This is a genomic window from Pantoea sp. Cy-639 (genome assembly GCF_011752525.1).
In the GTDB taxonomy this organism is placed as follows: Bacteria; Pseudomonadota; Gammaproteobacteria; order Pseudomonadales; family Pseudomonadaceae; genus Aquipseudomonas.
This window is the reverse complement of record NZ_VWXI01000019.1, coordinates 16,637-42,269: the sequence shown is the minus strand read 5'-3', so window position 1 is coordinate 42,269 and position 25,633 is coordinate 16,637. Positions and strand designations below refer to the sequence as shown.

At 66.5% G+C, this 25,633-nt stretch carries 26 protein-coding genes and 1 tRNA gene; 13 read left to right on the top strand and 14 right to left on the bottom strand.

Features of this window, described 5'->3' with window-relative positions; genetic code table 11:
- Positions 1–168: 168 nt before the first annotated feature.
- Positions 169–963, top strand: a complete 795-nt coding sequence (locus F3J43_RS20555) for an energy transducer TonB (protein ID WP_166891150.1) — start codon at positions 169–171, stop codon at positions 961–963.
- Positions 960–1,415, top strand: a complete 456-nt coding sequence (gene rimI / locus F3J43_RS20550; protein ID WP_166891147.1) for a ribosomal protein S18-alanine N-acetyltransferase — start codon at positions 960–962, stop codon at positions 1,413–1,415. Before F3J43_RS20555 ends, rimI begins: the two co-directional genes overlap by 4 nt.
- Before the next feature lie 71 nt (positions 1,416–1,486).
- Here rimI and F3J43_RS20545 read toward each other — a convergent pair whose 3' ends face one another.
- A complete protein-coding gene (locus F3J43_RS20545) occupies positions 1,487–2,656 on the bottom strand; it encodes a hypothetical protein (protein ID WP_166891144.1) in 1,170 nt (389 codons plus the stop codon).
- A gap of 67 nt (positions 2,657–2,723) precedes the next feature.
- On the opposite strand from F3J43_RS20545, the gene F3J43_RS20540 reads away from it, so the two are divergent.
- On the top strand, positions 2,724–3,308 hold the full coding sequence (locus tag F3J43_RS20540; protein WP_166891141.1) for a YcbK family protein: 585 nt from the start codon (positions 2,724–2,726) through the stop codon (positions 3,306–3,308).
- Here the strand turns inward: F3J43_RS20540 and F3J43_RS20535 are convergent.
- Positions 3,248–4,153, bottom strand: coding sequence for a LysR substrate-binding domain-containing protein (locus F3J43_RS20535; RefSeq protein ID WP_166891138.1), 906 nt, complete (start codon positions 4,151–4,153; stop codon positions 3,248–3,250). The two genes, F3J43_RS20540 and F3J43_RS20535, sit on opposite strands and share 61 nt — an antisense overlap.
- A gap of 129 nt (positions 4,154–4,282) precedes the next feature.
- On the opposite strand from F3J43_RS20535, the gene F3J43_RS20530 reads away from it, so the two are divergent.
- On the top strand, positions 4,283–4,900 hold the full coding sequence (locus F3J43_RS20530) for a LysE family translocator (protein ID WP_166891135.1): 618 nt from the start codon (positions 4,283–4,285) through the stop codon (positions 4,898–4,900).
- Between the two features lie 59 nt (positions 4,901–4,959).
- Here the strand turns inward: F3J43_RS20530 and F3J43_RS20525 are convergent.
- Positions 4,960–5,036 (bottom strand) — tRNA-Met (locus F3J43_RS20525).
- 96 nt (positions 5,037–5,132) lie between these two features.
- The gene (locus F3J43_RS20520; RefSeq protein ID WP_205298002.1) at positions 5,133–6,056 is read right to left on the bottom strand and encodes a FecR family protein; all 924 of its coding nucleotides are present in this window, start codon (positions 6,054–6,056) and stop codon (positions 5,133–5,135) included.
- A 234-nt stretch (positions 6,057–6,290) separates the two neighbouring features.
- Here F3J43_RS20520 and F3J43_RS20515 point away from each other — a divergent pair, with 234 nt between their 5' ends.
- From F3J43_RS20515 to F3J43_RS20490, 6 genes are all read left to right on the top strand, one after another.
- Complete coding sequence (locus F3J43_RS20515; protein WP_166891126.1) at positions 6,291–7,505, top strand: MFS transporter; 1,215 nt, start codon at positions 6,291–6,293, stop codon at positions 7,503–7,505.
- Between the two features lie 169 nt (positions 7,506–7,674).
- Positions 7,675–7,818, top strand: a complete 144-nt coding sequence (locus F3J43_RS20510) for a hypothetical protein (RefSeq protein ID WP_166891123.1) — start codon at positions 7,675–7,677, stop codon at positions 7,816–7,818.
- A gap of 125 nt (positions 7,819–7,943) precedes the next feature.
- Positions 7,944–9,101 (top strand): MFS transporter, encoded by a 1,158-nt coding sequence (locus F3J43_RS20505; RefSeq protein ID WP_166891120.1) that lies wholly within the window; start codon positions 7,944–7,946, stop codon positions 9,099–9,101.
- 79 nt (positions 9,102–9,180) lie between these two features.
- Positions 9,181–9,807 (top strand): DNA-3-methyladenine glycosylase family protein, encoded by a 627-nt coding sequence (locus tag F3J43_RS20500; RefSeq protein WP_166891117.1) that lies wholly within the window; start codon positions 9,181–9,183, stop codon positions 9,805–9,807.
- 133 nt (positions 9,808–9,940) lie between these two features.
- Positions 9,941–10,996, top strand: a complete 1,056-nt coding sequence (gene ada / locus F3J43_RS20495) for a bifunctional DNA-binding transcriptional regulator/O6-methylguanine-DNA methyltransferase Ada (RefSeq protein WP_166891114.1) — start codon at positions 9,941–9,943, stop codon at positions 10,994–10,996.
- A 54-nt stretch (positions 10,997–11,050) separates the two neighbouring features.
- The gene (locus F3J43_RS20490) at positions 11,051–13,450 is read left to right on the top strand and encodes a DUF3772 domain-containing protein (RefSeq protein ID WP_166891111.1); all 2,400 of its coding nucleotides are present in this window, start codon (positions 11,051–11,053) and stop codon (positions 13,448–13,450) included.
- 356 nt (positions 13,451–13,806) lie between these two features.
- Here F3J43_RS20490 and F3J43_RS20485 read toward each other — a convergent pair whose 3' ends face one another.
- The 3 genes from F3J43_RS20485 to F3J43_RS20475 all read right to left on the bottom strand — a co-directional run bounded on the left by F3J43_RS20485 (position 13,807) and on the right by F3J43_RS20475 (position 17,222).
- Positions 13,807–15,237 carry an aldehyde dehydrogenase family protein gene (locus F3J43_RS20485; RefSeq protein ID WP_166891108.1) on the bottom strand — a complete coding sequence of 477 codons (1,431 nt, stop codon included), beginning with the start codon at positions 15,235–15,237 and terminating at the stop codon, positions 13,807–13,809.
- Between the two features lie 13 nt (positions 15,238–15,250).
- A complete protein-coding gene (locus F3J43_RS20480) occupies positions 15,251–16,750 on the bottom strand; it encodes a purine-cytosine permease family protein (RefSeq protein WP_166891105.1) in 1,500 nt (499 codons plus the stop codon).
- A gap of 82 nt (positions 16,751–16,832) precedes the next feature.
- The gene (locus F3J43_RS20475; protein WP_166891102.1) at positions 16,833–17,222 is read right to left on the bottom strand and encodes a YybH family protein; all 390 of its coding nucleotides are present in this window, start codon (positions 17,220–17,222) and stop codon (positions 16,833–16,835) included.
- A gap of 393 nt (positions 17,223–17,615) precedes the next feature.
- Between F3J43_RS20475 and F3J43_RS20470 the strand changes: the two genes are divergently transcribed.
- From F3J43_RS20470 to F3J43_RS20460, 3 genes are all read left to right on the top strand, one after another.
- The gene (locus F3J43_RS20470) at positions 17,616–18,296 is read left to right on the top strand and encodes a hydrolase (protein ID WP_166891338.1); all 681 of its coding nucleotides are present in this window, start codon (positions 17,616–17,618) and stop codon (positions 18,294–18,296) included.
- A gap of 47 nt (positions 18,297–18,343) precedes the next feature.
- Positions 18,344–18,964: an isochorismate family cysteine hydrolase YcaC gene (gene ycaC / locus F3J43_RS20465; RefSeq protein ID WP_166891099.1), complete on the top strand. Its 621-nt coding sequence runs from the start codon at positions 18,344–18,346 to the stop codon at positions 18,962–18,964.
- Positions 18,965–19,130: 166 nt separating this feature from the next.
- Entirely contained in the window at positions 19,131–20,057 is a 927-nt protein-coding gene (locus tag F3J43_RS20460) for a LysR substrate-binding domain-containing protein (RefSeq protein ID WP_166891096.1), read from the top strand.
- On the opposite strand, the gene F3J43_RS20455 is transcribed toward F3J43_RS20460, so the two are convergent.
- From F3J43_RS20455 to F3J43_RS20425, 7 genes are all read right to left on the bottom strand, one after another.
- Positions 20,035–21,204: an MFS transporter gene (locus F3J43_RS20455; protein ID WP_166891093.1), complete on the bottom strand. Its 1,170-nt coding sequence runs from the start codon at positions 21,202–21,204 to the stop codon at positions 20,035–20,037. The genes F3J43_RS20460 and F3J43_RS20455 overlap by 23 nt on opposite strands.
- 196 nt (positions 21,205–21,400) lie before the next feature.
- Complete coding sequence (locus tag F3J43_RS20450; RefSeq protein WP_166891090.1) at positions 21,401–21,697, bottom strand: cupin domain-containing protein; 297 nt, start codon at positions 21,695–21,697, stop codon at positions 21,401–21,403.
- 123 nt (positions 21,698–21,820) lie between these two features.
- The gene (locus F3J43_RS20445; protein WP_166891086.1) at positions 21,821–22,792 is read right to left on the bottom strand and encodes a hypothetical protein; all 972 of its coding nucleotides are present in this window, start codon (positions 22,790–22,792) and stop codon (positions 21,821–21,823) included.
- Positions 22,765–23,469 carry a hypothetical protein gene (locus tag F3J43_RS20440; protein ID WP_166891083.1) on the bottom strand — a complete coding sequence of 235 codons (705 nt, stop codon included), beginning with the start codon at positions 23,467–23,469 and terminating at the stop codon, positions 22,765–22,767. The genes F3J43_RS20445 and F3J43_RS20440 overlap by 28 nt, the downstream gene beginning before the upstream one ends.
- Positions 23,466–24,005: a baseplate complex protein gene (locus tag F3J43_RS20435; protein WP_166891080.1), complete on the bottom strand. Its 540-nt coding sequence runs from the start codon at positions 24,003–24,005 to the stop codon at positions 23,466–23,468. The genes F3J43_RS20440 and F3J43_RS20435 overlap by 4 nt, the downstream gene beginning before the upstream one ends.
- Entirely contained in the window at positions 24,002–24,925 is a 924-nt protein-coding gene (locus tag F3J43_RS20430; protein WP_166891077.1) for a hypothetical protein, read from the bottom strand. The genes F3J43_RS20435 and F3J43_RS20430 overlap by 4 nt, the downstream gene beginning before the upstream one ends.
- Positions 24,922–25,629 carry a DUF4376 domain-containing protein gene (locus F3J43_RS20425; RefSeq protein ID WP_166891074.1) on the bottom strand — a complete coding sequence of 236 codons (708 nt, stop codon included), beginning with the start codon at positions 25,627–25,629 and terminating at the stop codon, positions 24,922–24,924. Before F3J43_RS20425 ends, F3J43_RS20430 begins: the two co-directional genes overlap by 4 nt.
- Positions 25,630–25,633 lie beyond the last annotated feature (4 nt).

Genomic DNA, 25,633 nt, shown 5'->3' with positions numbered 1-25,633 from the left:
ATCCGGGGGGATTCACCGATTCTCATCGGCCGTGCGAGTACCGTTGGGCAATGCCCTGTCGCCGTGGCAACGGGCTTGTGCCATGACGGCCGACAATCTGTTGCGGCGCATCACGGGCAACGGCGTTAGAATGCCCGACTGTTTCGCCTACCTCCGGATACCCGTGCCTTGCTGATCGAGTCCCGCCGCCGCGCCTACCTGTCCGCCATGCAAGTGGTGCACTGGCTGCCGCGCGCCGAACTGCCGTTCGCGGCGCCGTCGCGTCCGGAGTTGCTGCTGCCGGTGGCGCCGGTCGAGGCGCTCGACTTCGAGGCGAGCCCGACGCCGGCCGCTCCGCCAGCGCCCGGCGCGGCGCCAGTGGCGCCCCAGGCGCGGGCGGAGCGGCCGAAGATCGAGATCCCGCGCCCAGGCAGCATGGCCAAGCCTGTCGCCAAGCCCGTCGAGACCGAGGAAACCGCCCCCGAGCCGCGCCCGGTCAAGGTGCCGCCACCACGCTTCGCCCTGCAGCTGCTGCGTGCCGGCAGTTGCCTGCTGCTGGTGGAGCTGGCCACCGGCCAGCCGTTCCAGAGCCGCGACCCGTCCTACCTGCTGCTCAAGGACATGCTGCGCGCCGCCGGCCTGCCGGATGCGCCACAGATCATCGGCGAGCCGGTGCGCTGGCCGTTGCTGCTGCGCGGCACCCTCGACCAGGGCCCGGAAGCCGCCCGCGACTTCGTCCAGGGTTTCATTGCCGCCCGCCTGGAGGAGGCACCCTGCACCTGCCTGTGGCTGATCGGCCTGCCCGCCGTGCGCTTTGCCGGCCAGGCCGATGCCGAGGCGTACTACCAAGAACTCAAGGTCGATCTGCTCGGCGATGCCTGGGCCTTGCCCGGCCTTGAACTGTTGATGGACGAGCCGCAGCGCAAGGCGGACGTCTGGAAAGCGATGCGCCAGCTGATGGCGCGCTGGAAGAGCGTTGAATGAGTGACTCGATCAGTTTCCGCCCGGCCACCGAGGCGGATCTGGATGCCTTGCTGAAGATCGAATACGCCGCGTTCAGCCATCCCTGGACGCGCGGCATTTTCCAGGATGCGTTGAAGTCGTACGAAGTGTGGCTGATGTTCGATGGCCAGCAGCAGGTTGGCCACGGCGTGATCAACGTGATCATCGACGAGGCGCACCTGCTCAACATCACCGTCAAGCCGGAGAACCAGGGGCGCGGCCTGGGCCTGCGCCTGCTCGAGCACTTGATGGCGCGGGCCTACCGGCTCAATGGGCGGGAGTGCTTTCTCGAGGTGCGTGCCAGCAACCAGTCGGCCTATCGCCTGTATGAGCGCTATGGCTTCAATGAAGTAGGCCGGCGCCGCGATTACTATCCGCTGGCGGGTGGGCGCGAGGATGCGCTGGTGATGGCCTGCACCCTGCTGGAAGACTGATCTGCCAGATTGGCAGCGCTTGCAGGAGCGGCCTCGTGTCGCGAAAGGGGCGCGCAGCGCGCCCCCTACCCTCAAAGCGTCTGGTCCAACCCTTGCGTTTCCAGCGGTTTGCGCAAGTCGCGCAGGCTGCGCGTCACCGGCCCGGTATTGCACTTGGCCGCTGCCTGTTCCGGGGTCATGTTGCGGATCGTGCGATAGAACAGCTCGCAGGTCTGTTTCTTCTGCGTCACCTGCCATTTGCTGCTGCAGGCATCCAGGGTGAGCTTGGCGTCGGCTTGCGGGTTGCTCCCCATGCCGGCCTGCCAGCAGGCGGCGGAAAGGTCCTGCCCCATCATCTTCAGGCCGGCGGCGTCGGCCTTGTCCTGGTCGCCGTCGTAGCTTTTCGGGTCGGCGGCGTACCAGATGGCGCTCGGGTGGTTGGCGCCAAGTACCGGCACCTTGGCACTGTTCGCCTCGGGGCTGATGCTGACCAGTCCCAGTACATCCACCTTCGGCCCGTATTGTTGCTGGATCCAGGCGCGTACCGGCGCACCGAAGGCCACCATCGGCAGCGCGCCCTTGCCGTTGTGGGTCAGGGCGACTTCCTTGACCATGCGCACCTGATAGTCGTTGAAGTACGGGTAGACCCCTTCCAGGTCCTTGCCTGCGGCAGACGGCGCGGCGATCGGGGCGATGTCGACGATGGTCTGGTAGGCCGGGGTCTGGGTGGCCGGGATGCCGTTGAACGTCAGCAGCTCGGCCCAGCGGTCGGTGGTGTTGGACTTCAGGTAATCCTGGTAGCGGGTCAGCGAATAGTCCGGCGGGAAGTGCAGCAGCTCGATGCTGCGGCGGTTTTCCAGGGCCATCCCCAGGGGCAGGAACAGGTACCAGCTGTAGTCCCAGCCGCCCTTCTGGTTGAGGCGGCTGGCGCCCTGGTAGGCCAGCTCGCCGCTGTCGAGCAGCTTGCGCAGCGGCTCGGTGTAGCTGCTTGGCACGCCACTGATGTGCGCGCGCAGCCTGTCGTGCTCGCGGCTCACGGTCACCTTGGCGCTGGCATAGCCGTCGCGCTGCACGCTTTGCGACAGGTAATGCGCGACGGTCTGTTCCAGGCTCCAGTCGCGGTAGCAGATGACATTGCAGTTGTTGGGGTAGGCGAACAGGCGGGTGACGCGCTGGGTGTCGCCCAGGTCGATCTGCGCGTCGGCCATGACCAGGCCGCTGAAGGCCAGTGCGGCCAGGCCCGGTAGAGCAATCTTGTGCATGCTTAACTCCTTGTCAGCGCCTGCCGGGATGGCGGGCGCGATTCATGGTGGATGAAGAGGTGGGGGAATGAAAAGCGGCAAGTTGTGGCTACTGGCCATCCTCTTTCTGGGCAGTGGACTGGCCAGGGCGGATGAGCGTGATGTGTGGATGTTCGCCCAGTGGGCGGGGGATCATCAGACCCGGCCATTTCGGGAAATGCTGGTGGAGGCGCGCCTGTACGGCGTGGTGCCGATCCATCAGTTGCTGCGCTCGGCGTCGGACTGGCGCCTGTGTCGCGCCTCGCCGTTCGCGGTACCGCCCGCCAGCCACTGGCCGGCGGTGCGCTCGACCTTGTCGCTGCTCAAGGCGCTGGATGAGCAGGGCATCCTGCGCCAGTTCGAGGTGGTGTCGGGGTATCGCGATCCACGCCTGAATGCCTGTGCCGGCGGCGCGCCGAGCAGTGCGCACATGCGTGCGTTCGCCGTCGACCTGCTGCTGCCGCCCTGGGCCGACCCCAACCCGTTGTGTCAGTTCTGGCAGGAGCATGGCGAGGCCTGGGGCATGGGCCTGGGGCGCTATCCGTCAGGTCGGATCCATATCGATACCGCCGGTTATCGCACCTGGGGCGGTGACGGCAGGCCCGGCTCGTCGTTCTGCAGCAAGCCCAGGTGAGCCAGGCAGGCTCGGCATTCGCCGCTGACCCATTCGGCGAAGCGTTGGCGCTTGCCGCCGTCGTCCAAAGGCTGCGGGCTGAGCAGGTAGTAGCCGGAGCCATCGCGCAGGAAGCCGTTCGGTGCCTGTAGCTGGCCGCTGTCCAGTTCGTCGCGGACCATCAGCGCCGAGGCCATGGCCAGGCCCAGCCCGGCGCTGGCGGCTTGGATCGACAGGTAGAAATGCTCGAAGTCGCTGCGCAGGCCGTTGCCGATGACCGGGCCGCCCAGGCGTTGCCAGGTCGCCCAGGCGTCCGGGCGCGTGGCGCTGTGCAGCAGGCGCTGGTCGCGCTCGCCTGGCGCGCTGACCGGGCCGATCCACTCGTCGCAGATCCTGTGGCTGTGCAGTTGCCGGTCCCAGTGGAAATCGTCGCGTCGCAGGGCCAGGTCGATGCCGCCGCGGGCGAAATCCACCGGGCCGCCTGCGGCTACCAGGTGCAGTTGCAGTTCGGGATGGGCCGCCTGCAGGCGTGGTAGCCGCGGGATCAGCCAGCGCATGGCGATGGTGGGTTCGCAGGAGAGCACCAGCACGTTGTCCGCTGGTTGCTGCTGCAGGCGTTGCACCGTGCTTTCGAGCTGTTCGAACAACGCACGGGTAGTGGCATGCAGTTCGCGGCCGGCGGCGTTCAGGAAGACGGCTCGGTTACGGCGCTCGAACAGTTCTAATCCAAGGCTCTCCTCGAGCAGGCGGACCTGGCGGCTGACGGCGCCATGGGTGACATGCAACTGTTCGGCGGCGCGCACGAAGCTTTCGCTACGGGCGGCAATGTCGAAGTAGCGCAGGGCGGAGAGTGGGGGGAGTTTCATGTGCTGGCCGGACAGATCAGGAATATGTGATGAAAACTAGCAGATCTGCTTCACGATAAATCGATTTTTAGCCAGTCGGTGACCCTCGATACTGCGGGCTTTCGTGAATCTGCATCGAGGATCAACGCAATGCCCGAACTTATCGCCGTCGCCCTGTTCACCCTCCTGGCTGTCATCAGCCCCGGAGCCGACTTCGCCATGGTCACTCGCAGCAGTTATGCACAGGGGCGCCGGGCCGGGCTGGCGGCGGCGGTGGGCATCGCTCTGGGCGTGCAGGTCCATGTGCTGTACACCGTGCTCGGCATCGCGCTGATCATCAGCCAGAGCCCGGTGCTGTTCCTGGCGATGAAGGTGGTGGGCGCGGGCTATCTGGTCTATCTGGGCTACAAGTCATTGACCAACACCACGCGAATCGTGCTCGACGACTTGCCGGTGGGGGATCGGGGTGGTGTGTTCCGGGCCTTGCGTACCGGCTTCCTGACCAATGCCCTGAATCCCAAGACCATGCTCTTCGTGGTCAGCGCCTACACCCAGGTGGTGCAGCCAGGCAGTGCGTTGGCCCTGGACTTCGCCTATGGCGCGTTCATGTCCTTCGCCCACTGGGCCTGGTTCAGCCTGGTCGCCGTGTTCTTTTCCAGCGCCGGGTTGCGCAGGGCGATGATCGAAAGGCAGCGGTTGGTCGACCGGGTCATCGGCGTGGCCTTGATCGGCCTGGGCCTGGCGGTCGTGGTGGCAGGTGTGCGCTAGGCGCACTTTCTTGAGGGCAAAGAAAAAGGGCTTATCTTTCGATAAGCCCTTTTAGAAGGTGGTGGCTACACAGGGACTTGAACCCCGGACCCCAGCATTATGAATGCTATGCTCTAACCAACTGAGCTATGTAGCCAACTTGGCGCGCATTATTAGCTCGAATCGCCAACCTGTCAACACCCGATTCAAAAAAAATTTCCAACCTTTCAAAAACTTAGCCAGAAAGACCACTTCAGCGGGCGATCAGCCAGGCTCCGGGCAGGCTGTACAACTGCAGTCGCTGATCGGCTGCCAGCCTGGCCAGGCTCTGTTCCGGGTGGTCCAGGTCGAAATCAGCCTCCACGCGCCGCTGAGCGGCCTGCTCGTCGAGCAGCCAGAGCTGTTGGCCGCGATAAGCCGCCAGGCGCTCCAGCACCTCGACCAGAGGCATGTTCCTGGCGTTGAGTCGGCCTCTGCGCCAGGCACCGGCGTCCTTGTCGTCAGCCTTTTCCACCGGGCCGATGTGCGTATCGCTGAAGGTCACCCGTTCGCCGGCGCCGACCAGGCGCTGGTCGTCCCCCTGAACCACCGCTGCCTTGCCATTGAGCACTCGGAGTTCGTCATGCCCGCCATGCCGGGTGATCTGCAGGCGGGTGCCGTACACCTGGATGCGGGTGTCGTCGAGGCGAACCTCCAGGGCACGGCCGTCGAGCGCCACCTCCAGGTAGACCTGCCCTTGCACCAGGTTCAGTACCCGGGTACGGCCGCGCAGATCGACATTCAGGGCGCTGGCGCTGTCCAGGTGCAGGACCGAGCCATCGGCCAGGCGGACGCTGCGCCGTTCACCGGCGTCGGTGTGCAGTTCGCTGGCCAGGCGCTGCGCCAGTGGCCAGTAGAGCCAGGCCAGGGCGCCCGCCAGCAGCAGGAACAAGGCCGCCAGCCATAGGCCGACAGGGCTGCGATGGACGTGGAGCAACCGTGGACGAGGTCGTGGGGCAGGGCGCTGCAGTTGCTGCCAGTACGCTTCGAGCTGGGCATAGGCACGGGCATTGAGCGGGTCCTGGCACCAGGTCGCGAAGCGCTGGCGCAAGGCTTCGTCGCAACCGGGCTGACGCAGGCACGTGAACCAGTCGAGGGCTTCCTGTTCGGGATCGGCAGGCGTGCGTGGTGCGGGCATCGGGCTCATTGGATCGGTCTGCTCGCAAGGGATGGGCGGTTTCGCCCAGTGTTTACGGGGATGGCGTGCAAAGATGCTAATTATATTGAGAACCATTTGCAAGTAAGCGGTGGCGATCTGCTGCTCGCAGCGGGGCGTGTGCAGGTGGGCGTTCGCGGCCAAATAAAAAGGTAGCTTCGTATCTATTTGTTTCACGATAATCGGATCCCAACCCCGCGGACGGATACCCAGCCCATGGCCACCAGCAGCACCCAGCCTTCCAGCGCCAGCAGCCCGACAAGCCAGGCGACGCCGCTGGTGATGCGCATCATCGGTTTCTGCGCCCTGGCGCACCTGATCAACGACCTGATCCAGTCGGTGCTGCCGGCGATCTACCCGATGCTCAAGGCCAACTACGACTTGAGTTTCGCCCAGATCGGCCTGATCACCCTGACCTTCCAGGTCACCGCCTCGCTGCTGCAACCGTGGGTCGGCTTCTTCACCGACAAACGGCCGACGCCGAACCTGCTGCCGGTGGGCACGCTGTGCACCCTGGTGGGCATCGTCATGCTGGCGTTCGTCGGCAGTTTCCCGATGATCCTGCTGGCCTCGGCGCTGGTGGGGATCGGCTCGTCGACCTTCCATCCGGAAACGTCGCGGATCGCCCGGCTGGCTTCGGGCGGGCGTTTCGGCCTGGCCCAGTCGACCTTCCAGGTCGGGGGCAATGCCGGTTCGGCCTTCGGGCCCCTGCTAGCGGCGGCCATCGTCATCCCGTTCGGCCAGAGCCACGTGGCCTGGTTCGGCGTTGCCGGGCTGTTTTTCCTCGCCGTGACCCTGATGCTGCGCCGCTGGTACAAGGAGCACCTCACCCAGGCCAAGGCGCGCAAGGCGGTGCAGGCCACCCACGGCATCCCACGTCGGCGGGTGATCCTGGCGCTGGTGGTGCTGGGGCTGCTGGTATTTTCCAAGTACTTCTACATGGCCAGCTTCACCAGCTATTTCACGTTCTACCTGATCGAGAAGTTCCAGCTGTCGGTGGCCAGTTCGCAGTTGCATCTGTTCCTGTTCCTCGGCGCGGTGGCGGCCGGGACCTTCTTCGGCGGGCCGATCGGCGACCGGATCGGGCGCAAGGCGGTGATCTGGTTCTCCATCCTGGGCGTGGCACCGTTCACGCTGGCGCTGCCGTATGCCGACCTGTTCTGGACCACCGTGCTCAGCGTGGTGATCGGCTTTATCCTGGCGTCGGCGTTCTCGGCCATCGTGGTGTACGCCCAGGAACTGGTGCCTGGCAACGTGGGGATGATCGCCGGGATCTTCTTCGGCCTGATGTTCGGCTTCGGCGGTATCGGCGCGGCGCTGCTGGGGTATGTGGCGGACCTGCGCGGGATCGAGTTCGTCTATGGGGTGTGCTCGTACCTGCCGCTGTTCGGCCTGCTGGCGGTGTTGCTGCCGTCCACCGGTAAACGTTGAGCGGCACCACGCAGGCTGTACCGGGCCAGTTCCCATGCAGCCTGTACCAGGCTCGTTCCCACAAGGTCCTGCAGCAGGTCACGTGGGAGCGGGCTGGCCCCGCGATTGACGTAACGTCCCCCCTGACCTAGAGTGCCGCCTCCATTCTTCGACCTGCGTAGTTCACGTGATGCGCCGTACCGATGTCTACCGCTCCCCTCGCCAGCCTGTCGCCCCGACAGCGCGCCGCGCATGGCCGAGCGACACGGTGCTCAAGCGTCGGCGCAGCGTGCTGTTCGCCTTCACCTTCTCGCCACACCTTGCCCTGAACTGATTCGCGTCCCTGCTTCCTGCGCCTTCGCGGCGTGAGCGCGGGCGCCTGCGTTCGATCATCTTTCAGTGGATTTTCCCGTCGGCCAGGGCCAGAGCCCCCGTACGCCGGCTTGCAAGGAGTGGTACATGAACATGCGTTTGCTGGTGGGCCTGCTGTTCGCCGTTTCGGTGGTGGGTTTCAGCCTCGGGGCGAGCCTGCCGCTGGTGTCGTTGCGTCTGCATGAAGCAGGCGCGGGCACCTTGGAAATCGGCGTCATCTCGGCGATTCCGGCTGCGGGGATGATGCTTTCGGCGTTCATGGTCGATGCCTGCTGTCGCCACCTGACCCGCCGGGTCATCTACCTGCTCAGCTTCAGCCTGTGCACCCTGAGCATCGCCTTGCTGGAGTGGGCGTTCGACTCGATGCTGTGGCTGGCCCTGCTGCGCCTGGGCCTTGGCATCGGCATGGGCATCGCGATCATCCTCGGCGAATCGTGGGTCAACGAGCTGTGCCCGGAGCATAACCGCGGCAAGATCATGGCCTTGTACGCCACCAGCTTCACCGGTTTCCAGGTGCTCGGCCCGGCCTTGCTGGCGCTGCTCGGCGCCGACAGCCCATGGCTGACCGGCGTGGTCACCGCCTGCTACGGCCTGGCCCTGCTGTGCATCCTGTTCACCGTGCCGAACGACCATGTCGCGCATGAAGAGGACGCCAAGAGCTTCGGTCTGGCCGGTTTCTTCCGCGTGGCACCGGCACTGTGCGTGGCGGTGTTGTTCTTCTCGTTCTTCGATGCGGTGGTGTTGTCGCTGCTGCCGGTCTATGCCACCAGCCATGGTTTCGCCGTGGGGGTGGCGGCACTGATGGTCACCGTGGTGTTCGCCGGCGACATGCTTTTCCAGCTGCCCCTGGGCTGGCTCGCCGACCGGGTCGAGCGTACCGGGTTGCACCTGGTCTGTGGCCTGGTGGCGATGGCCATCGGTATTGCCTTGCCCTGGCTGTTGCAGATGACCTGGCTGCTGTGGCCACTGCTGGTCGTGCTGGGCGCGGTGGCTGGTGGCATCTATACCCTGGCGCTGGTGCTGATCGGCCAGCGCTTCAAGGGGCAGGACCTGGTCACCGCCAACGCCAGCGTCGGCCTGCTGTGGGGTGTCGGTAGCCTGGTCGGGCCGCTGCTCAGCGGCGCGGCGATGAACGTGGCGCCCCATGGCCTGCCGATGGCGCTGGCGCTGATGGCCGGGTTGTTCGTCTGCTTCGCCCGCCAGGCATACCGCCGGGCCGGACAGTTGCGCGCGGTGGCCGACTGACGGTCGGCGCAAGATTCGGGGTTTCGCCGGTCGACGGCTGGTCTAGGATGGAAGGCTGTATCGCCTCCGAGCCCCGCCGATGATCCTTGCCGACCTCTCGCCCGACGCCTTTGCCGATGCCTGCGAGCATCTCGGTGCTCAGGACCCTGACTGGGCGCGGCACATCGCCGCGACTGGTCCCTGCCTGCACCGTGCCACGCCGGAGCGAGAGCCCTACGAGGCCCTGGTGCGGGCGATTGCCTACCAGCAGCTGCATGCCCGGGCGGCCGAGGCGATTCTCGGCCGGTTGCTGGCGTTGTTTCCCGGGGCGGCATTTCCCACGCCAGCACAGTTGCTGGCGATAACGCCGGAAACGATGCGCGCCTGTGGGTTTTCCGCAAGCAAGACAACAACGTTGTACGGTATCGCCCAGGCCACCCTCGAAGGCAGCGTGCCCAGCCGAGCGCAGGCCCTGGCGCTGGACGACGAAGCGTTGGTGGCGCGGCTGGTGGCCTTGCGCGGGGTAGGGCGCTGGACGGTGGAGATGCTGTTGATCTACAGCCTTGAACGTTCGGATATCCTGCCGGTGGATGATTTTGGCGTACGTGAAGGCTATCGACGCCTCAAAGGGCTGGATAAAGCCCCGACACCCGGACAGATGCGCACGCTGGGGATGGCCTGGAGCCCCTACCGGACGGTGGCTGCCTGGTATCTGTGGCGGGCGTGACAGCCCCTGATACCGGGGCATTCGTGGAAGCGGGCTTGCCCCGCGATGAGGTCGTTGAAAACAACGCAAGATTCGGAGTTCTGCACGGCGCCAGCCCTGCCAGGCTGATCACAGCGAACTTCAGGAGAGGCCCATGAACACCGCCCCGAACTACACCACCGACGCCGAGCGCTGGCACGCCGTGCAGGCTCGCGACCAGGCCGCCACTGGCCATTTCGTCTATGCCGTGCGCACCACCGGCGTGTACTGTCAGCCCGCCTGTACGTCGCGCCTGGCCAAGCGCGAGAACGTCGAATTCTTCAGCGATAGCGCCGCTGCCGAAGCGGCCGGTTATCGCGCCTGCAAGCGTTGCGGGGCCAGACAGGGCACTCGGCGCATCGAGCTGGTGGCCCGTGCCTGTCGCCTGATCGAGGCCAGTGACAGTGTGGCAAACCTCGACCAACTGGGCGCCGAGCTGAATGTCAGCCCGTTCCACCTGCATCGCCTGTTCAAGGCCGAGACCGGCCTCACGCCCAAGGCCTATGCCTCGGCCTATCGTGCCCGGCGCCTGCGTGAGCAGTTGGATACCGGCACCAGCGTTACCGAGGCGATCTACGAGGCGGGCTACAACTCCAACAGCCGTTTCTACGAGAGCGCTGATGCGCGCCTGGGCATGCGTCCGCGGGAGTACCGCGCCGGAGGCCAGGGGGCGACCATCCGCTTCGCTCTGGCCCAATGTTCGCTGGGGGCAATCCTGGTGGCGCAGAGCGAACGAGGCATCTGCGCCATCCTGCTGGGCGACGAGCCCGAGCCGTTGTTGCAGGACTTGCAGGACAAATTCCCCAAGGCCCACCTGATCGGCGGTGACGCCGGTTTCGAACGCCTGGTCGCCGAGGTGATCGGTTTCGTCGAGGCCCCGGCGCTGGGCCTGGCGTTGCCGCTGGATGTGCAGGGCACGGCGTTCCAGGAGCGGGTCTGGCAGGCCTTGCGCGAAGTGCCGGCCGGCAGCCGGGTCAGCTACACCGACATCGCCGAGCGCATCGGCGCGCCCAGGGCCGTGCGCGCCGTGGCCCAGGCCTGCGCGGCCAACAGCCTGGCGGTGGCCATCCCCTGCCACCGGGTGGTACGTCGCGACGGTGATCTCAGCGGTTACCGCTGGGGCGTGGAGCGCAAGCGCCAGTTGCTGGCCCGAGAAACGGCGCCCTCCTGACGTCGAGGAACGCGTAGAATTTCCGCCCTGTCGAGTTGTATAGAGGAACATTCGATGAGGCGTGTCAGCCTTGACCGATTTTACGCGGGGATTCTGGCCCTGTTGCTGTGGGTGGCCGTACCGGCCTGGGCTGCGCCTGTCGCGCCGGTATCGCGTCTGGCGGTGGCCGAGCAACAGGTGCTGGATGAAGACGCCAGCCTGGAGCAGTTGAGCGCGCATCTCGACCAGATCCGCCAGGGCGTTACCGCCAATGCCAATGACGACCTGCTCGCGCAACTGCGTCAGTCGGCTCTGCAGGTGCAGCGCCAGGCCGATGTGCTGGCGACCCAGCGCGCCGCCGATGTCGAACGGCTGGACGATCAGCTCAAGGTGTTCGGCCCGGTGCAGCCGGACGAGGCCGAAAGCCTGACGCGCCAGCGTCAGCAGCTCAGCGATGAAAAGAACACGGTGCTCGCCGAGCAGAAGGAGGCGGCCGAGCTGACTCAATCGGCTCGCGATCTGTCCACGCAAATCGTCAACCTGCGCCGCAGCCTGTTCAACTCGCAGATCACCAGCCGTGCTGCCAGTCCGTTGAGCCCTGCGTTCTGGTCGAGCCTGATCCGCCCCACCGACGAAGACGTGGCGCGTCTGAGCGAGTTGCGCCGCGAGGCGTCGGCTGCACTGTCCAGTGCCCTCGGCGCCGAGCACCGTTGGTGGTTCCTCACTGCCCTGGTAGCCGCGGTGCTGGTCTGGACCCTGGTACGGCGCGTGCTCGAACGCCTGCTTGCCGATGCCATGGTGCGCTGGCTACCCGAGGGCCGGCTGCGCCGCAGCGCTCTGGCCCTGAGCGTCAGCCTGGCCACCCTGGGCACCATTGCCGGTTCCGTGTCGCTGGTACGCCTGGGGTTGGAGAGTACCGCCGAACTGGGCTCGGACATCGCCAGCCTGACCAACCATGTACTGGCCCTGGTGGTGCTCAGTGCCTTCATTTCTGGGCTGGGCCGCGCGATGCTGATGCTGCAGCGCCCGTCCTGGCGCCTGCCGGCCATTCCTGATGAAGTTGCCAGCGCCCTGGGCTGGTTCCCCAAGGCGCTGGCGCTGGTGCTGATGGTGCTGCTGACCCAGGAGCGTATCAACAGCGTGATCGGCACCAGCCTGGCGCTGACCCTGGCCACCAACGGCGTGATCGCCCTGGTGGTGTCGCTGCTGTTCGTCGCTGCGCTGGTGCGCTATCGCCGTACCCTGCGCAAGCATGAGCTGGAGCGCCCCGGGGGGCTGGCCGGCCTGATTCCGTTCGTGATCGTGGTGTGGGTGGGGCTGATCCTGCTGACGCTGCTTGCGGGCTATCTCACCTTGTCCTACTTCCTCACCGCCAAGCTGCTGTGGGTGAGCATGGTCATCACCTGCGCCTACCTGCTGGTCACCTTCTTCGGCGATCTCTGCGAGACCCTGCTGTCGCCGCGCCAGCCCGGTGGCCTGGCACTGGCCTCGGCCTTGGGCCTGCAGCAGCGCCACCAGGCGCAGGCCAGCACCATCCTCGCCGGCATCGGCCGCACCCTGTTGCTGTTCGGCGCCGCGCTGCTGATCTTCATGCCGTCGGGCACCAGCCCGGGCGAGCTGCTGCTGAGCCTGGCGGACTGGGACGGCAGTGGCGGCAAGGTACTCGGCAACCTCAATATCGTGCCCCAGGACATCCTCGTGGCGGTGGCGATGTTCATCGGTGGCTGGTTCGCCATCCGAGTGGTCAAGCGCTGGCTGAGCGAGCGCCTGCTGCCGGAGACCGACATGGATGCCGGCATGCGCGCCTCGCTGGTGACCCTGGTCGGTTACCTCGGGTTCATATTCCTGGCCATGCTGGTGATGTCGACCCTGCACATCAACCTGACCAGCCTGACCTGGGTGGTCAGTGCGCTGTCGGTGGGTATCGGTTTCGGCCTGCAGCAGATCGTGCAGAACTTCATTTCCGGCTTGATCCTGCTCACCGAGCGTCCGGTCAAGGTTGGCGACTGGGTCAGCCTGGCCGGGGTCGAGGGGGATATCCGGCGAATCAACGTACGGGCTACCGAAATCCAGATGTCCGACCGCTCGACGGTGATCGTGCCGAATTCGCAGTTCATCTCCCAGAATGTGCGCAACGTGACCATGGCCAACGCCCTGGGCGTGGTTGGCATCACCCTGACCCTGCCCCTGGAGACCGATGCCAGCCGAGTGCGCGAGGTGCTGTTGGCGGCGTACAAGGAACACGACAACATCCTCGATGCGCCGGCCAGTTCCGTGAGTTTCAAGGACCTGACCGCCAGTGGCATGGTGATCGGCGTGAGTGGCTATGTGGGTTCGCCACGGCAGGTGTCGAGTACCCGTAGCGACCTGCTGTTCACTATCCTTGGCCGCTTGCGTGATGAGGGTATCGCGCTGTCGTCGCCGCAGAGCATGGTGTTGTTGCAGGAGAGTGGGAGGCCTGGCGAGCCGGCATAGTGCCAGGCAACTCATTGGATAGGCAGGCTCTTTCAGCGGCTGTGAGACCGAGCGCCGCCCGCGCGGCGCCTCGCTGGCTGGCGCCAGCTCCCACAGCCGAAATCGCCTCGCTGGCTGGCGCCAGCTCCCACAGTCGAAATCGCTTCGCTGGCTGGCATCAGCCCCCACATCTGTTTCGTCGAGCCAACAAGGCGGACCAGGTGATGGCACAGAAGAGACTGGCCCGAAACAAATGTGGGAGCTGGCGCCAGCCAGCGATGCGCCGCGCGGGCGGCGCTCGATCCCACAGGCACTGCAAAAGCCTCGGCGAACCCCTACCAGCCCCCCCCGAGAGCGGCGAAAGGAATGATCCCCAATCACCCCAGACACCGCGTCACATGCTTCACCGACTGATACCCCGCCAACCCCCAGGGCCCAAGTTCCCGCCCGATCCCGCTGCCCTTGGTCCCGCCCCACGAGGTCTCGACGAACACCGCCTGCACCGAGTTGATCCACACATGCCCGACTTCCAGCGCATCAGCCACGCGCTCGGCGCGCTCCAGATCGGCGGAGCAGACCGTGGCGACCAGCCCGAAGCGACTGTCGTTGGCCTCGGCAATGGCCTCTGCCTCGCTGGCGAAGCGACGCGCGCACAGCACCGGGCCGAAGATTTCCTCGCTCCACAGGCGGCTGTCCTTCGGTACATCGGCATACAGCGTCGGGTTGACGAACCAGCCATCGCGGTCCAGGGCCTTGCCGCCGGTCAGGCACTGCAAGCCTTCCTCACGGGCCGTGGCGAAGTAGCTGGCGACTTTCAACCATTGCGCCTGGCTGGTCAGCGGCCCCATGTCGACGTCCTCGGTCAGCGGGCTGCCCACCCGCAGCTTTTCCAAGGCCACCTGCAGGCGCGGCAGCAGTGCGTCGGCAATGCCGTCCTGCACCAGCAGGCGCGAGGTGGCCGAGCACATCTGCCCGGCGTTCCAGGTGATACCGGCGACGATCCACTCCACCGCCTGGTCCGGGTCGCAGTCGTCGAATACCACGATCGCCGACTTGCCGCCCAGTTCCAGGGTCACCGGCCGGCACAGTGTCGAGGCGCTGCGCATCACCTGGCTGCCGACGTTGTTGCTGCCGGTGAACGACAGCTTGTCCAGGCCGTTGTGATTGCTCAGCGCAGCGCCGGTCTCGGCCTTGCCGTTGACGATGTTCAGCACCCCGGCCGGCAGGCCGAGGGTATCGGCGATCTGGCCGTAGGCCTGCTCGATCAGCGGGGTCACTTCCGAGGGCTTGAGCACCACCGTGCAGCCGGCGGCCAGGGCCGGGGCGAGTTTCCAGGCACTGGTCACCAGCGGGAAGTTCCACGGTACGATCAGGCCGACCACGCCCACCGGCTCCAGGCGGGTCCGGGCAGTGAAGCCTGGCACGGCCAGGGGCACGTCGCGGTTCTGGGCCGGCAACTGCTCGGCCAGTTCGGCGTAGTAGGCGAAGGTGGCGATGGCGTCGTCCAGGTCGATCTCGGCCTCGTGGCGCGGCTTGCCGTTGTTGCGCATCTGCAGGGCGATCAGTGCGTCGCGGCGCTGGCCGAGCTGTTCGGCGAATCCGCGCAGGTAAGCGGCCCGAGTGCCGGGCGAGACACGGGCCCAGGACGGCAGGGCGCGACGGGCCGTGGCCACGGCCTGGTCGACCTGGACGGTGCTGGCGGCCAGCAACTCGGCGAATGGCCGGCCGTCGGCAGGGTTGTGGACAACGATGCAGTCGTTGCCCTGGCCTTCGACCCAGCGGCCGTCGATGTAGTGAGCAGTGGTCATGAGCAGGTTCCAGTCAGGCCATTTCGGCGGTGGTCACGGGTTGGATGGGCGTGCTGGCGCAACGGACCCAGCGCGGGCCCAGCGGGCCATACACTCCAGCAGGTTCGGGGAACAGGTTGAGCAGGATCAGGTACAGCACACCGGCGATGCCAAGGGTCACCGGCAGGCTCAGGTCGATGCCGCCGGCCAGTTCGCCCAGTGGGCCGACGAACTGCCCCGGCAGGTTGACGAAGCACAGGCCGATGGCGGCGCTGGGGATCCAGGCGCCCATGCCGCGCCAGTTCCAGCCATGCTCGAACCAGTAGTGGCCGCCGCGCTGGCCGCGGGTGAACACTTGCAGGTCGTCGGCGTGGTAGAAGCCGCGGCGGGTGATCAGGCCGAGGATCATGATCACCATCCACGGGCTGGTGCAGGTGATGATCAGCACGGCGAAGGTCGACACGCTCTGCACCAGGTTGAAGGTGAAGCGGCCGACGAAGATGAAGCCGATCGCCAGTACGCCGATCAGCAAGGTGGCGGCGGCGCGGCTGAGCAGGCGCGGGAACACGCTGGACATGTCCAGGCCGGTGCCATAGAGCGCCGTGGTGCCGGTGGACATGCCGCCGATCACCGCGATCAGGCACACCGGCAGGAAGAACCAGCCCGGCGAGATCGCCAGCAGGCCGCCGACGTAGTTGTTCGCCGCGATGTAGTCCGGTGCCTGGATGGCCACCAGGGTGGCGGTGCACAGGCCGAACAGGAATGGAATCAACGTCGCGCCCTGGGCGGCGATCACCGCCAGCATGATCCGTGACTTCGGCGTGGCGCGGGGGATGTAGCGCGACCAGTCGCCGAGGAAGGCGCCGAACGACACCGGGTTGCTCATGGCCAGGATCGCCGCGCCGACGAAGGCCGCCCAGAAACCTGGCTGGCCGAGGTTGACGCTGCCGGCGAAGCTTGCGTCGAACGGCCCGGCGAAGGCGAGGATGCCGAGCAGGAACAGCAGGCTCGAGGCCCACACCGCGATCTTGTTGACCCACAGCATGAAGCGGAAGCCGAAGATGCACACCACCAGCACCAGCACGGCGAACAGGCCGTAGGCCAGGCCCAGGGTCAGGTCGCTTTCCGCCAGGCCCACCAGGCGCTTGGCGCCGCCGACCAGGGCGTCGCCCGAGCTCCACACCGACAGCGAGAAGAACGCCACGGCGGTGAGCAGCGACAGGAACGAGCCGACGATGCGCCCGTGCACGCCGAAGTGCGCACCAGACGATACCGCGTTGTTGGTGCCGTTGAGCGCGCCGAACAGGCCCATGGGCGCGAGGATCAGCGCGCCCACGCCGACCCCTAGCAGGATCGCCCAGACGCCGGCCTGGAACGACAGGCCGAACAGCACCGGGAAACTGCCGAGCACGGCGGTGGCGAAAGTGTTGGCGCCGCCGAAGATCAGGCGGAACAGGTCCAGCGGGGTGGCGTCGCGTTGATCGTCGGGGATCTGTTCGACGCCATTGGTCTCGATACTGCTCGAGTGGCTCATGGTGGTGCTCCAGCGCGAATGTTGTCGGCCGTCGGGCGGCCTTGTTGTGGGTGCGTTGGCAGTGCGGCAGGGCCGCGGGAAATCAGCTCGGGGATACCACCGACAGGTGTTCGTGACAGGCCAGCCAGCGTTCGCCATGGCGGCGCCAGACGATGGTCTCGCGCTCGTTCACGGCCAGTTCCTCGCCGCCGATGCGCAGGCGCGTGGCCACGTCGTGGAGGAAGATCGCCACGTCGCCCTGCAGGCTCACCTGGGCGTTGCTGGAGACGCAGTCGAGCACGGCGAAGCCTTCGGCCTGCCAGGTGGCCCACAGCGCTTCATAGGCGCGGCGCGACAGCAGCGGCTGCGCCAAGGTATGGAAAAGGAACGTGGCGTCTTCGCTGAAGCAGGCGAAGTAGCGGGCGGTGTCGTTGCTGGCGAAGGCGGCGACGAGGTCGGCGGCGGCCTGTCGTACCTGGAGGGTATGGTCCACGGGAGTGGCCTCACGGTTATTGTGATTATGGTGAAGCGATTCTGGTGGGGGCGGGCGGGGCGTCAAATCGGCGCGGACAAATAATCAGTTCAGGATTTCGTGAACCAATGGCGCGCCTGCATCGTTCCTCCAGTGCAACGCTGAGGGTTCACCCATGGACCTACCGGTCCCCGTCTCTCGCCTCTACCGTTAGCGCTGTCGCCCGCCCGGCCATGGCCCGCGCGGGTTCAGCTCGACACCCACCGACTCCCCCGAGGTTACCGACTGACGGTCGCCTGGCCTGGTGAGTGTTGCCTACTCTGATAATCCCCACTACGGAACCTGTGGGGCGCGCCCGACCGCAACGGCCAGGACGGCCGGTTCTCGAAACGAGAGGAGAGAACGATGAGCCCTATCTCGCAAGCAGCCAACTTCGACGGCCAGATCGCACGGATCGACCCCGACAATGTCGCGATGCTGTTGATCGACCACCAGAGCGGCCTGTTCCAGACCGTCAAGGACATGCCCATGACCGAGCTACGGGCCAATGCCATCACCCTGGCCAAGGTCGCCAGTCTGGCGAAGATCCCGGTCATCACCACCGCCTCGGTACCCCAAGGCCCCAACGGCCCGCTGATCCCGGAAATCCACGAGGCTGCGCCTCATGCCCGCTACGTGGCGCGCAAGGGCGAGATCAACGCCTGGGACAACCCCGAGTTCGTCGCTGCGGTGAAGGCTACCGGACGCAAGCAACTGATCATCGCCGGCACCATCACCAGCGTGTGCATGGCCTTCCCCAGCATCAGCGCAGTGGCTGCCGGTTACCAGGTGTTCGCTGTCATCGACGCGTCAGGCACGTACTCCAAGATGGCCCAGGAAGTGACCTTGGCGCGGGTGGTCCAGGCCGGGGTGGTACCCATGGATACCGCGGCGGTCTGTTCCGAAGTCCAGCGTACCTGGAACCGTCCCGATGCCGCCCAGTGGGCCGAGGCCTACAGCGCGGTGTTCCCGCATTACCAGCTGCTGATCGAGAGCTATGCCAAGGCCCAGGCCGTGGCCACCGAACACGAGCTACTCGATTCGCAACGCAACTGAACCTTTCGCTTCATGCACGCACTGCAATCCACGCAAGGAGATCCACCATGGCATTCCAATACAAGCGCCTGGACAAGAACGACGCTGCAGTCCTGCTGGTCGACCACCAGACCGGGCTGCTGTCGCTGGTGCGCGACATCGAGCCGGACCGCTTCAAGAACAATGTGCTGGCACTGTCGGACCTGGCCAAGTACTTCAAGCTGCCGACCATCCTCACCACCAGCTTCGAGAACGGCCCCAACGGGCCGCTGGTGCCCGAGCTCAAGGAGCAGTTCCCCGAGGCGCCCTACATCGCCCGCCCGGGCAACATCAACGCCTGGGACAACGAAGACTTCGTCAAGGCGGTGAAGGCCACCGGCAAGAAACAGCTGATCATCGCCGGCGTGGTCACCGAGGTGTGCGTGGCCTTCCCGGCGCTGTCGGCACTGGAGGAGGGTTTCGAGGTGTTCGTCGTCACCGACGCCTCCGGCACCTTCAACGAACTGACCCGTGACTCGGCCTGGCGCCGCATGGAAGCTGCCGGCGCACAGCTGATGACCTGGTTCGGCGTGGCCTGCGAGCTGCATCGCGACTGGCGCAACGACATCGAAGGGTTGGGCACGCTGTTCTCCAACCACATCCCGGACTACCGCAACCTGATGACCAGCTTCAGCAAGCTGAACAAGTGACGCTATCCCCGGGCCCTGGTGACGGGGCCCGGGTTCGCTGCTGCGGCGACGCGGCAGTGGACGCTCCCCATTGATCACCTGTTTCTGGTTGGCGCAGCGCTGCCACTGTGACGATCCTCGAGGAATGATGGATGATGCCGCAGTGAGCCGAACGCGAGTGCTGCCCATGTTTGACCTGAACGACCTGTACCTCTACGCCAAGGTGGTGGAACATGGCGGCTTCGCGCCCGCAGGGCGCATCCTCGACCTGCCCAAGTCGCGCCTGAGCCGGCGTGTGGCCAAGCTCGAGGAACGGCTGGGCGTACGCCTGATCCAGCGTTCGACGCGCCAGTTCCAGGTCACCGAAGTGGGCCTGGAGTACTACCGGCATTGCCTGGGCATGCTTGAGCAGGCAATTGCCGCCGAAGACGCGGTGGAACGCAACCGCGCCGAACCCCGGGGCATCGTGCGCCTGGCCAGCAGCACGGCGCTGCTCGACTCGCGCCTGGCGCCGATGTTGGCGCGTTTCATGGCGCAATGCCCGGTGGTCGAACTGCTGGTCAAGAGCTACAACCGCCGCGTCGATGTGATCGGCGAAGGTTTCGACCTGGTGCTCAGCGTGCACCAGCAACCGCTGCAGAGCAGCGAGCTGATCATGCGTCGGCTGGGGCCGAGCCGGCAGTGCCTGGTGGCGTCGCCGGAGCTGCTGGCCGCCCATGGTCGGCCACAGGCGCCGGCGCAGTTGCAGGCGCTGCCGAGCCTGTGCTGGGGCATCACTGTGCAGGACTACACCTGGTTGCTGGCAGGGCCGCAGGACGCCGAGGTGTCGGTGCCATTCCGGCCGAGGATCGTGTCGGACGACCTGGCCGTGCTGCGTGAAGGCGCCCTGGCCGGTGTGGGAGTGGTACTGCTGCCGGAGGAGGCCGTCAGCGCCGATCTCGCCAGCGGCCGGTTGGTCCACGTGCTCGATGGCTGGGCACCGCGAGAGGGCGAGGTGGTGGCGCTGTTCCCTTCGCGCCGTGGGCTGATGCCCGCCGTGCGCAAGCTGATCGACTTTCTTGCCGAGGCGTTCGAACAGGAACAGGTTGCCGCTATGCCACCCCAGGCTCATTGAAGCCTCGCGCGGTCGGCGGGCGGGCGCAGCAGAGCGCTAGTCCAGCGGCCACTGCCGTCAGCGCCGCACCCGCCCAAGGCGTGGCCGCGAGTGACGCGGCACTGATCACCACGCCGCCGATGGCCGACCCCAGGCCGACGCCCAGGTGCATGGCCGACATGTTCAGGCTCATGCCCGCCGGGAAGGTGTCCGGGCCACGGGCGGCGAGGAAGTTCTGCACCACCGGCGAGGTGGTCCAGCTCAGTGCGCCCCAGAGCATCATCAGCGCCAGGAACAGCCAGGGTGTACCTGTGCAGAACGGCAGCACCAGCAGGCTGGCAAGGTACAGCAAGGGCGCCAGGACGATGGACTTGCCCGCGCCGAGCCGGTCCGCCATCCAGCCACCGACGTAGCCGCCCGACACCCCGGCGATGCCGAATGCAGCGAACAGCGCGGCCAGCCAGTGCGCCGGCACATCGGCGACTTGCCGGGCGTAAGGCGCCAGGTAGGCGAACACGCTGAAGTGTCCTGCGATCATCAGCAGCGATACGCCCTGGGCCGCCAGCAGGCGGCCATTGCGCAGATGGCGCAGGTAGCTGCCCAGGGCGATGTGCTCGCTGCTCTGCGATTGTTCCAGGCCCAGCCAGGCAATCAGCAGCACGGCCAATGCCAGCAGGCTCAGCCCGACGAAGACGCCGCGCCAGCCCAGGACATCGCACAGCAGCATGCCGGCAGGCACGCCTAGCACCAGCGAGCTGCAGATGCCCATGAAGATCACCCCGATGGCGCGGCCGCGCAGGGCTTCGGGGACCATGCGCGTGGCCATCAGGGTGCAGCTCAGGCAGGTCAGGGCGCTGGTCGCGGCCATGCCGACGCGGGCGCACAGCAACGCGGTGTAGCCGGGCGCGAGGGCCGCGGCGAGGTTGCACAGGGCGAACAGGGCCAGTGCGATGCAAAGCAGTCGACGTAACGGGAAACGGGTGGTGAGCAGGGGGGAGAAGGGGGCGGCGAGCGCGAAGCTCAGGGAGAACACCGTGGTCAGTTGCCCGGCGATGCCGAGCGGTACGGCCAGGCCATCGGCCAGGGACGGCAGGATGCCGACGGTGATGTTTTCCGCCATGCCCGTGACGAACGTCGCCAGGGCCAGCAGCCAGATACGCGGGGTCATGTGTTGCCTCCGATAAACGGGCCGGCCAAGGTCCGGACCCATTAGTCCCGACGGTTGACCGGCAGTGGTCAGGTCCATCGGGTTTCGAGGCAGTGCTTCGGTTATCCCGGTTCAAGCAGGGAGGAGTGTAGAGGTCCGCCCTTGTCGGATCAATCCGGCAAGGGCGGGGCAAGCGAGTTGCGCAGGGGAGGAAGGGTTATTTCAGTTCGGTCTCGATGAACACGACTTCGTGGTCGCAGGCATTGACCACGTTGTGCTCGACACCGGCCTTGCGGAAATAGCTGCGGCCGGCCACCAGTGGGGCGTGCTTCTCGCCTTCTGGCGTTTCCAGCAACAGCATTCCATCGGTCATCGGCACCACCACGTAGTCGTGGCCGTGCAGGTGATGGCCGGTCTCGGCGCCGGGGGCGAAGCGCCATTCGGTGACGATGACCTCGGCGGTATCCACCTGCACGGTGGCGATGGCCTTGGGGCGTGGGGCTTGTTGCGTCATGGGGCGGCTCCTGTCCACGGAAAAGCGCTTAGCTTGCGCGGGGTGACAGGTGAGTTAAATCCAAGTCTGCTGACAGTCAGGTGCGCCGCTGCTCACCTGATGCCACGTCCCGGCAGCGCCTGGTCACAGGGTGATCGGCTTCAAGCTGAGCCCGAGCAGTTGCGCCTGGGCCGCGGCAGCGCTGAAGGCCGCCGCGTTGCCCGGCGGTGGCGTTGGACCGTGCACGTGGGTGGCCAGCTCGGTGTTCATGGCTTGCACCAGGTCGAGCAGGTCGCACAGCACTTGCAGGACGTTCACCCCCTCGGAGCCTAGCCAGGTCTTTGGCGCCTGCAGGCGCTGGCTGATCCTGGCCACGCTGTCGCGCAGGCCCTCGACCCGTTCTTGGACGTCGCCGCCCATGGCCGCGTTGAGCTTCTGCGCCACCACCAGGTTGAGGTCGCGGCCGGTGGCCAGGTGCAGGTCATCGACAGCGGCCAGGCTCGTGGATCCTCCCGACAGCAGTTTCAGCGCACCCAGCGCCTCGAGCCGTTTCACGCCGCCCACCGTTTCGCTCGAGTGATCGTCGACGTTGCGTGTGTGGCTCTGGAACTGCTCGGTGTTGCTCAGCGCTTCCACTTCGCGCTCGGTCGCCTGGTCGCGGATCCTGCCGTCGGTCTGGCGCAACCAGTTGCCGTCGGCATCGACGCGTTGCTGGCAGGCCTCGCTGTGCTGCCAGACCAGGTCGCCTTTCGGCACCTGGGGCAGGCTGAGCCCATGGGGCAGGATCTGCTGGATGAACGGCTTGTGCGGCAGGCCGTAGGCGAACGACACGACCACGGTTGTCCCCTCCTCGGGGAAGCCGAACATGCCACGTTCCTGGCCGCCCATTGGCGCCGGCAGGGGCAGGCTGGTGAACACCGGCAGTGCCGGGTCCGGCTCGCCGTCCGCCCGCAGCACCTGGACGTCGACGCCGAAGCGCGGGCGAAAGTCGTCGCACAGTCCAGGTGTGGCAGGGGCGTCCGGCACGCCGACCACACGGCCGAAACGTGGCAGGTGGTAACCCCCGGTGATCTCGGGGAACTGGCGCTCTACGGCGCGGCGGATTGCGTCTTCCATCGGATGGCCATCTGGTTGTCGGCGAGCGCGACGTGGGTCACCCGCTCGCCCTGGTTGATCATGGCGCCAGGACGCAGCCCGGGCAGGGCGGCGATGCTGGCGCTGCGGTTGCCCTGGTAGTGGTCGAACAGCTCCACGGGCAGTTGCAGGGCGGTGCGTGCTGCGAAGTAGCTGTCTGCCCAACTGCCGACGTACACCTCGCCATTGCCCTGCTGTTGCCAGACGAAGTCCTCGATGGCGAACACCTCGGCCAGGCTCTCCATCACCTGCACGCCTGTGCCCAGGCTGTAGAAGAACGGTGCCCGGGTCGCGGCGTAGGGCCGTTCGGGGACACGAAAGCGCAGGCCGGTGTGCTGCGCGACCTGGGCGAGCACGCCGCGCAGGTCGACATGGCGCAGGTTCATCGGCAGCGGCTTGCCCAGGATCGCCGCCAGCTCGCGGCAGAACAGCACCTGCTGCTTGCTGTTGGCTGCGGTGCAGCGCTCCACGTAGCCGATGAAATGCCGCTGCAGGGGACTGTCGTTGTAGCCGATGTCGAGTGTGACCAGGCCCTTGAGCGCGGTCTCGGCCTGGACGGTGAAGGTCGCCCGTCCTGGGTTGCGCAGCTCCAGGCGCACGTCGGCCTTGACCAGGTCATAGCCGACGCCGTTCACGCTCAGTAACTGGTGGAGCTTCATTTGTCGTCCCCTATCCAGTCGTCGAGCTTTTTCAGCAAGGTCTCGAAACCTGTCAGCGGCGCGTCCTGGTCTTGCTCGTCCTCCTCTGCCGCCACCGCGGCGCCGGGCCCGGTCTGGGCCTTGACCGGTTTCCTGGCGCGGCGTTTCTCGACCTTCTCCGGGTTGGACTTCTTCTCGCAAAGGCCGAACTGCACCCGCCAGCAGGCCAGCGAGTCATCTTCCCGGGCACTGACGCTGTCGGCGAACTGCACCTGGCGCATGCCCAGGGCCTGCGCCGTGTCATTGACGATGCGATAGGTCTTGAGCTGGCCGCCGCTCTGCGTCGCCTCGGCCAGGCGCATGAGGTTGCGCAGCCAGGCGCTGTCGGCGTAGGGGATGGTCAGGGTGACCGTGAGGGTCTTGGGCTTGAAGCCCTTGTGCGCCTTCTCGGTGTTGCTGGTCTGGCCGGACAGGTCCTCGGACTCGATACGCAGGTTGCCGGTGACCTTCAGGGTCTTGCCTTCGACGGGCTGGCCGTCGAGCAGTAGTTGCGTCATAAACCCACCATTTCACGAACGAAGCTCAGGCCTTGCTGCGAGCCGACCAGGATCACTCCGGCGCTCGTCACCCACTCGTGCCCCGGCGACTCGCCTTCGAGCAGCATCCGCCGCAGTTGCGTGGCGTCGCCCGGGCCGAGCAGGCGGGCGCGCAACGTGCTGTCGGCCTGGCCGCCCTCCAGCGATTGGCGCAGCTCGGCCAGGCGCTGGTCGCGTGCCTGTTGCTGGGCGGCCTTGCGGCTGGCCAGGGCGGCGAGGTCGGCCATTGGTGCACTGTCGGCGGCGTAGCTTTCCAGCACGGCGACCTGCCCGGCGATCGACTGCTGCGCGGCCTTGAGCACCGTGCAGCGCTCCAGGGGCAGCGATGCCCAGCGGGGCAGGGGGGCGGACTGGGGAATCTGCCACTTCTCGGTTTCGAGCTTGACCAGGTGTTCGGCGCGGCGCTGTGCACGGACCAGTTCGGGCATGGGCAGCAACGCGTTGAAGCGCGCCAGCCCGGCCGCCAGCTGTTCGTAGCGGGTCCCCAGGAACAGCAGGCACAGCGCATGCAAGTCGCCCTGGGGGCGAGCGGCGTCGGTGCCATCGGTCAGCTTGTCGGCGAGTTGTTGCAGCAGGTTGGGCGCCGACAGGAAGTGCTGGTAACCGCGTCCCTGGCCGATACCGCTCTGGAAGGGGGTGACCACCAGGCAGGCGGGGACTTCGCCGAGCTGTTCGGCCAGGGCCCGGCGCCCGGCCGCGATCGCGCCCTGGGCTGCCTCGCCGACCGGGCCGGGGTTGGTGGTCGCCAACCCCTGCAGGCCGGCCAGGCGCTGGCCGGTGCTGGCCAGCTCGCTGCCGGCCAGGGTCTTGGCCGCGTCCAACTGCTCCATCCAGCGTGTCGCTTCGCTCGGCCAGCGCATGGCGACAGGCGCCCAGCTCATGCCGGCACCGTCCACTGGATGGCGCGCAGGGCCTTGAGCTTCTTGTCCTGCAGTGCCTTGGTGGCGTCGCGTTTGAGCTGGTCGGCGTGTTGCAGCGCGGCCTGCTTGAACTGCACCAGGTCCTTGTTCACCTGCAGCAATTGCTCGCGGGTATGTGCCAGGTACTGGGACACGCCATTGCTACCGGTACACGGGTAGGCGCCGTCCAGCCCGCTGAACACCAGGCTGGTGAGGTTTACCTGGTCTTCCAGCGTGCTGCCGTAATGGCGCTGCTCACCCAGGGCCGCAGAGTCATAGCCGCCGTCCAGGTACTGGGTGCAGCCGTTGCTCACCTCGGCCAGCTTGTCCTGGTACAGCCTGGCCAGCACGGCGGCGGTGTCGTCCACCCACTCGCCGTCTTTCCAGACCTGCTCCGGCCCAGGCTGCTTGAGTGTGTAACCGGATGGGATCGGCTCCATGCCGGTGAGTGTGCGAGGCTCCCCAGTCTTGATGCTGTAGACGATCAGCCCATCATGGTAGTCAACCAGTTGCCAGGCCTGGCCGTTCCAGTGCGCGGCTTTATGCGCCGGGATTTCGGGTGGGGGCGCCTCTACGCACCCCGCGGGGATTAAGAAAACACCGCTCTCCAATGGGCTAAGGTCGGCGTGGACGGGCCCCACATACAGGCCCTGACGGTCAGTCTGGTAAACGATCTTCTGTTCCATCGGC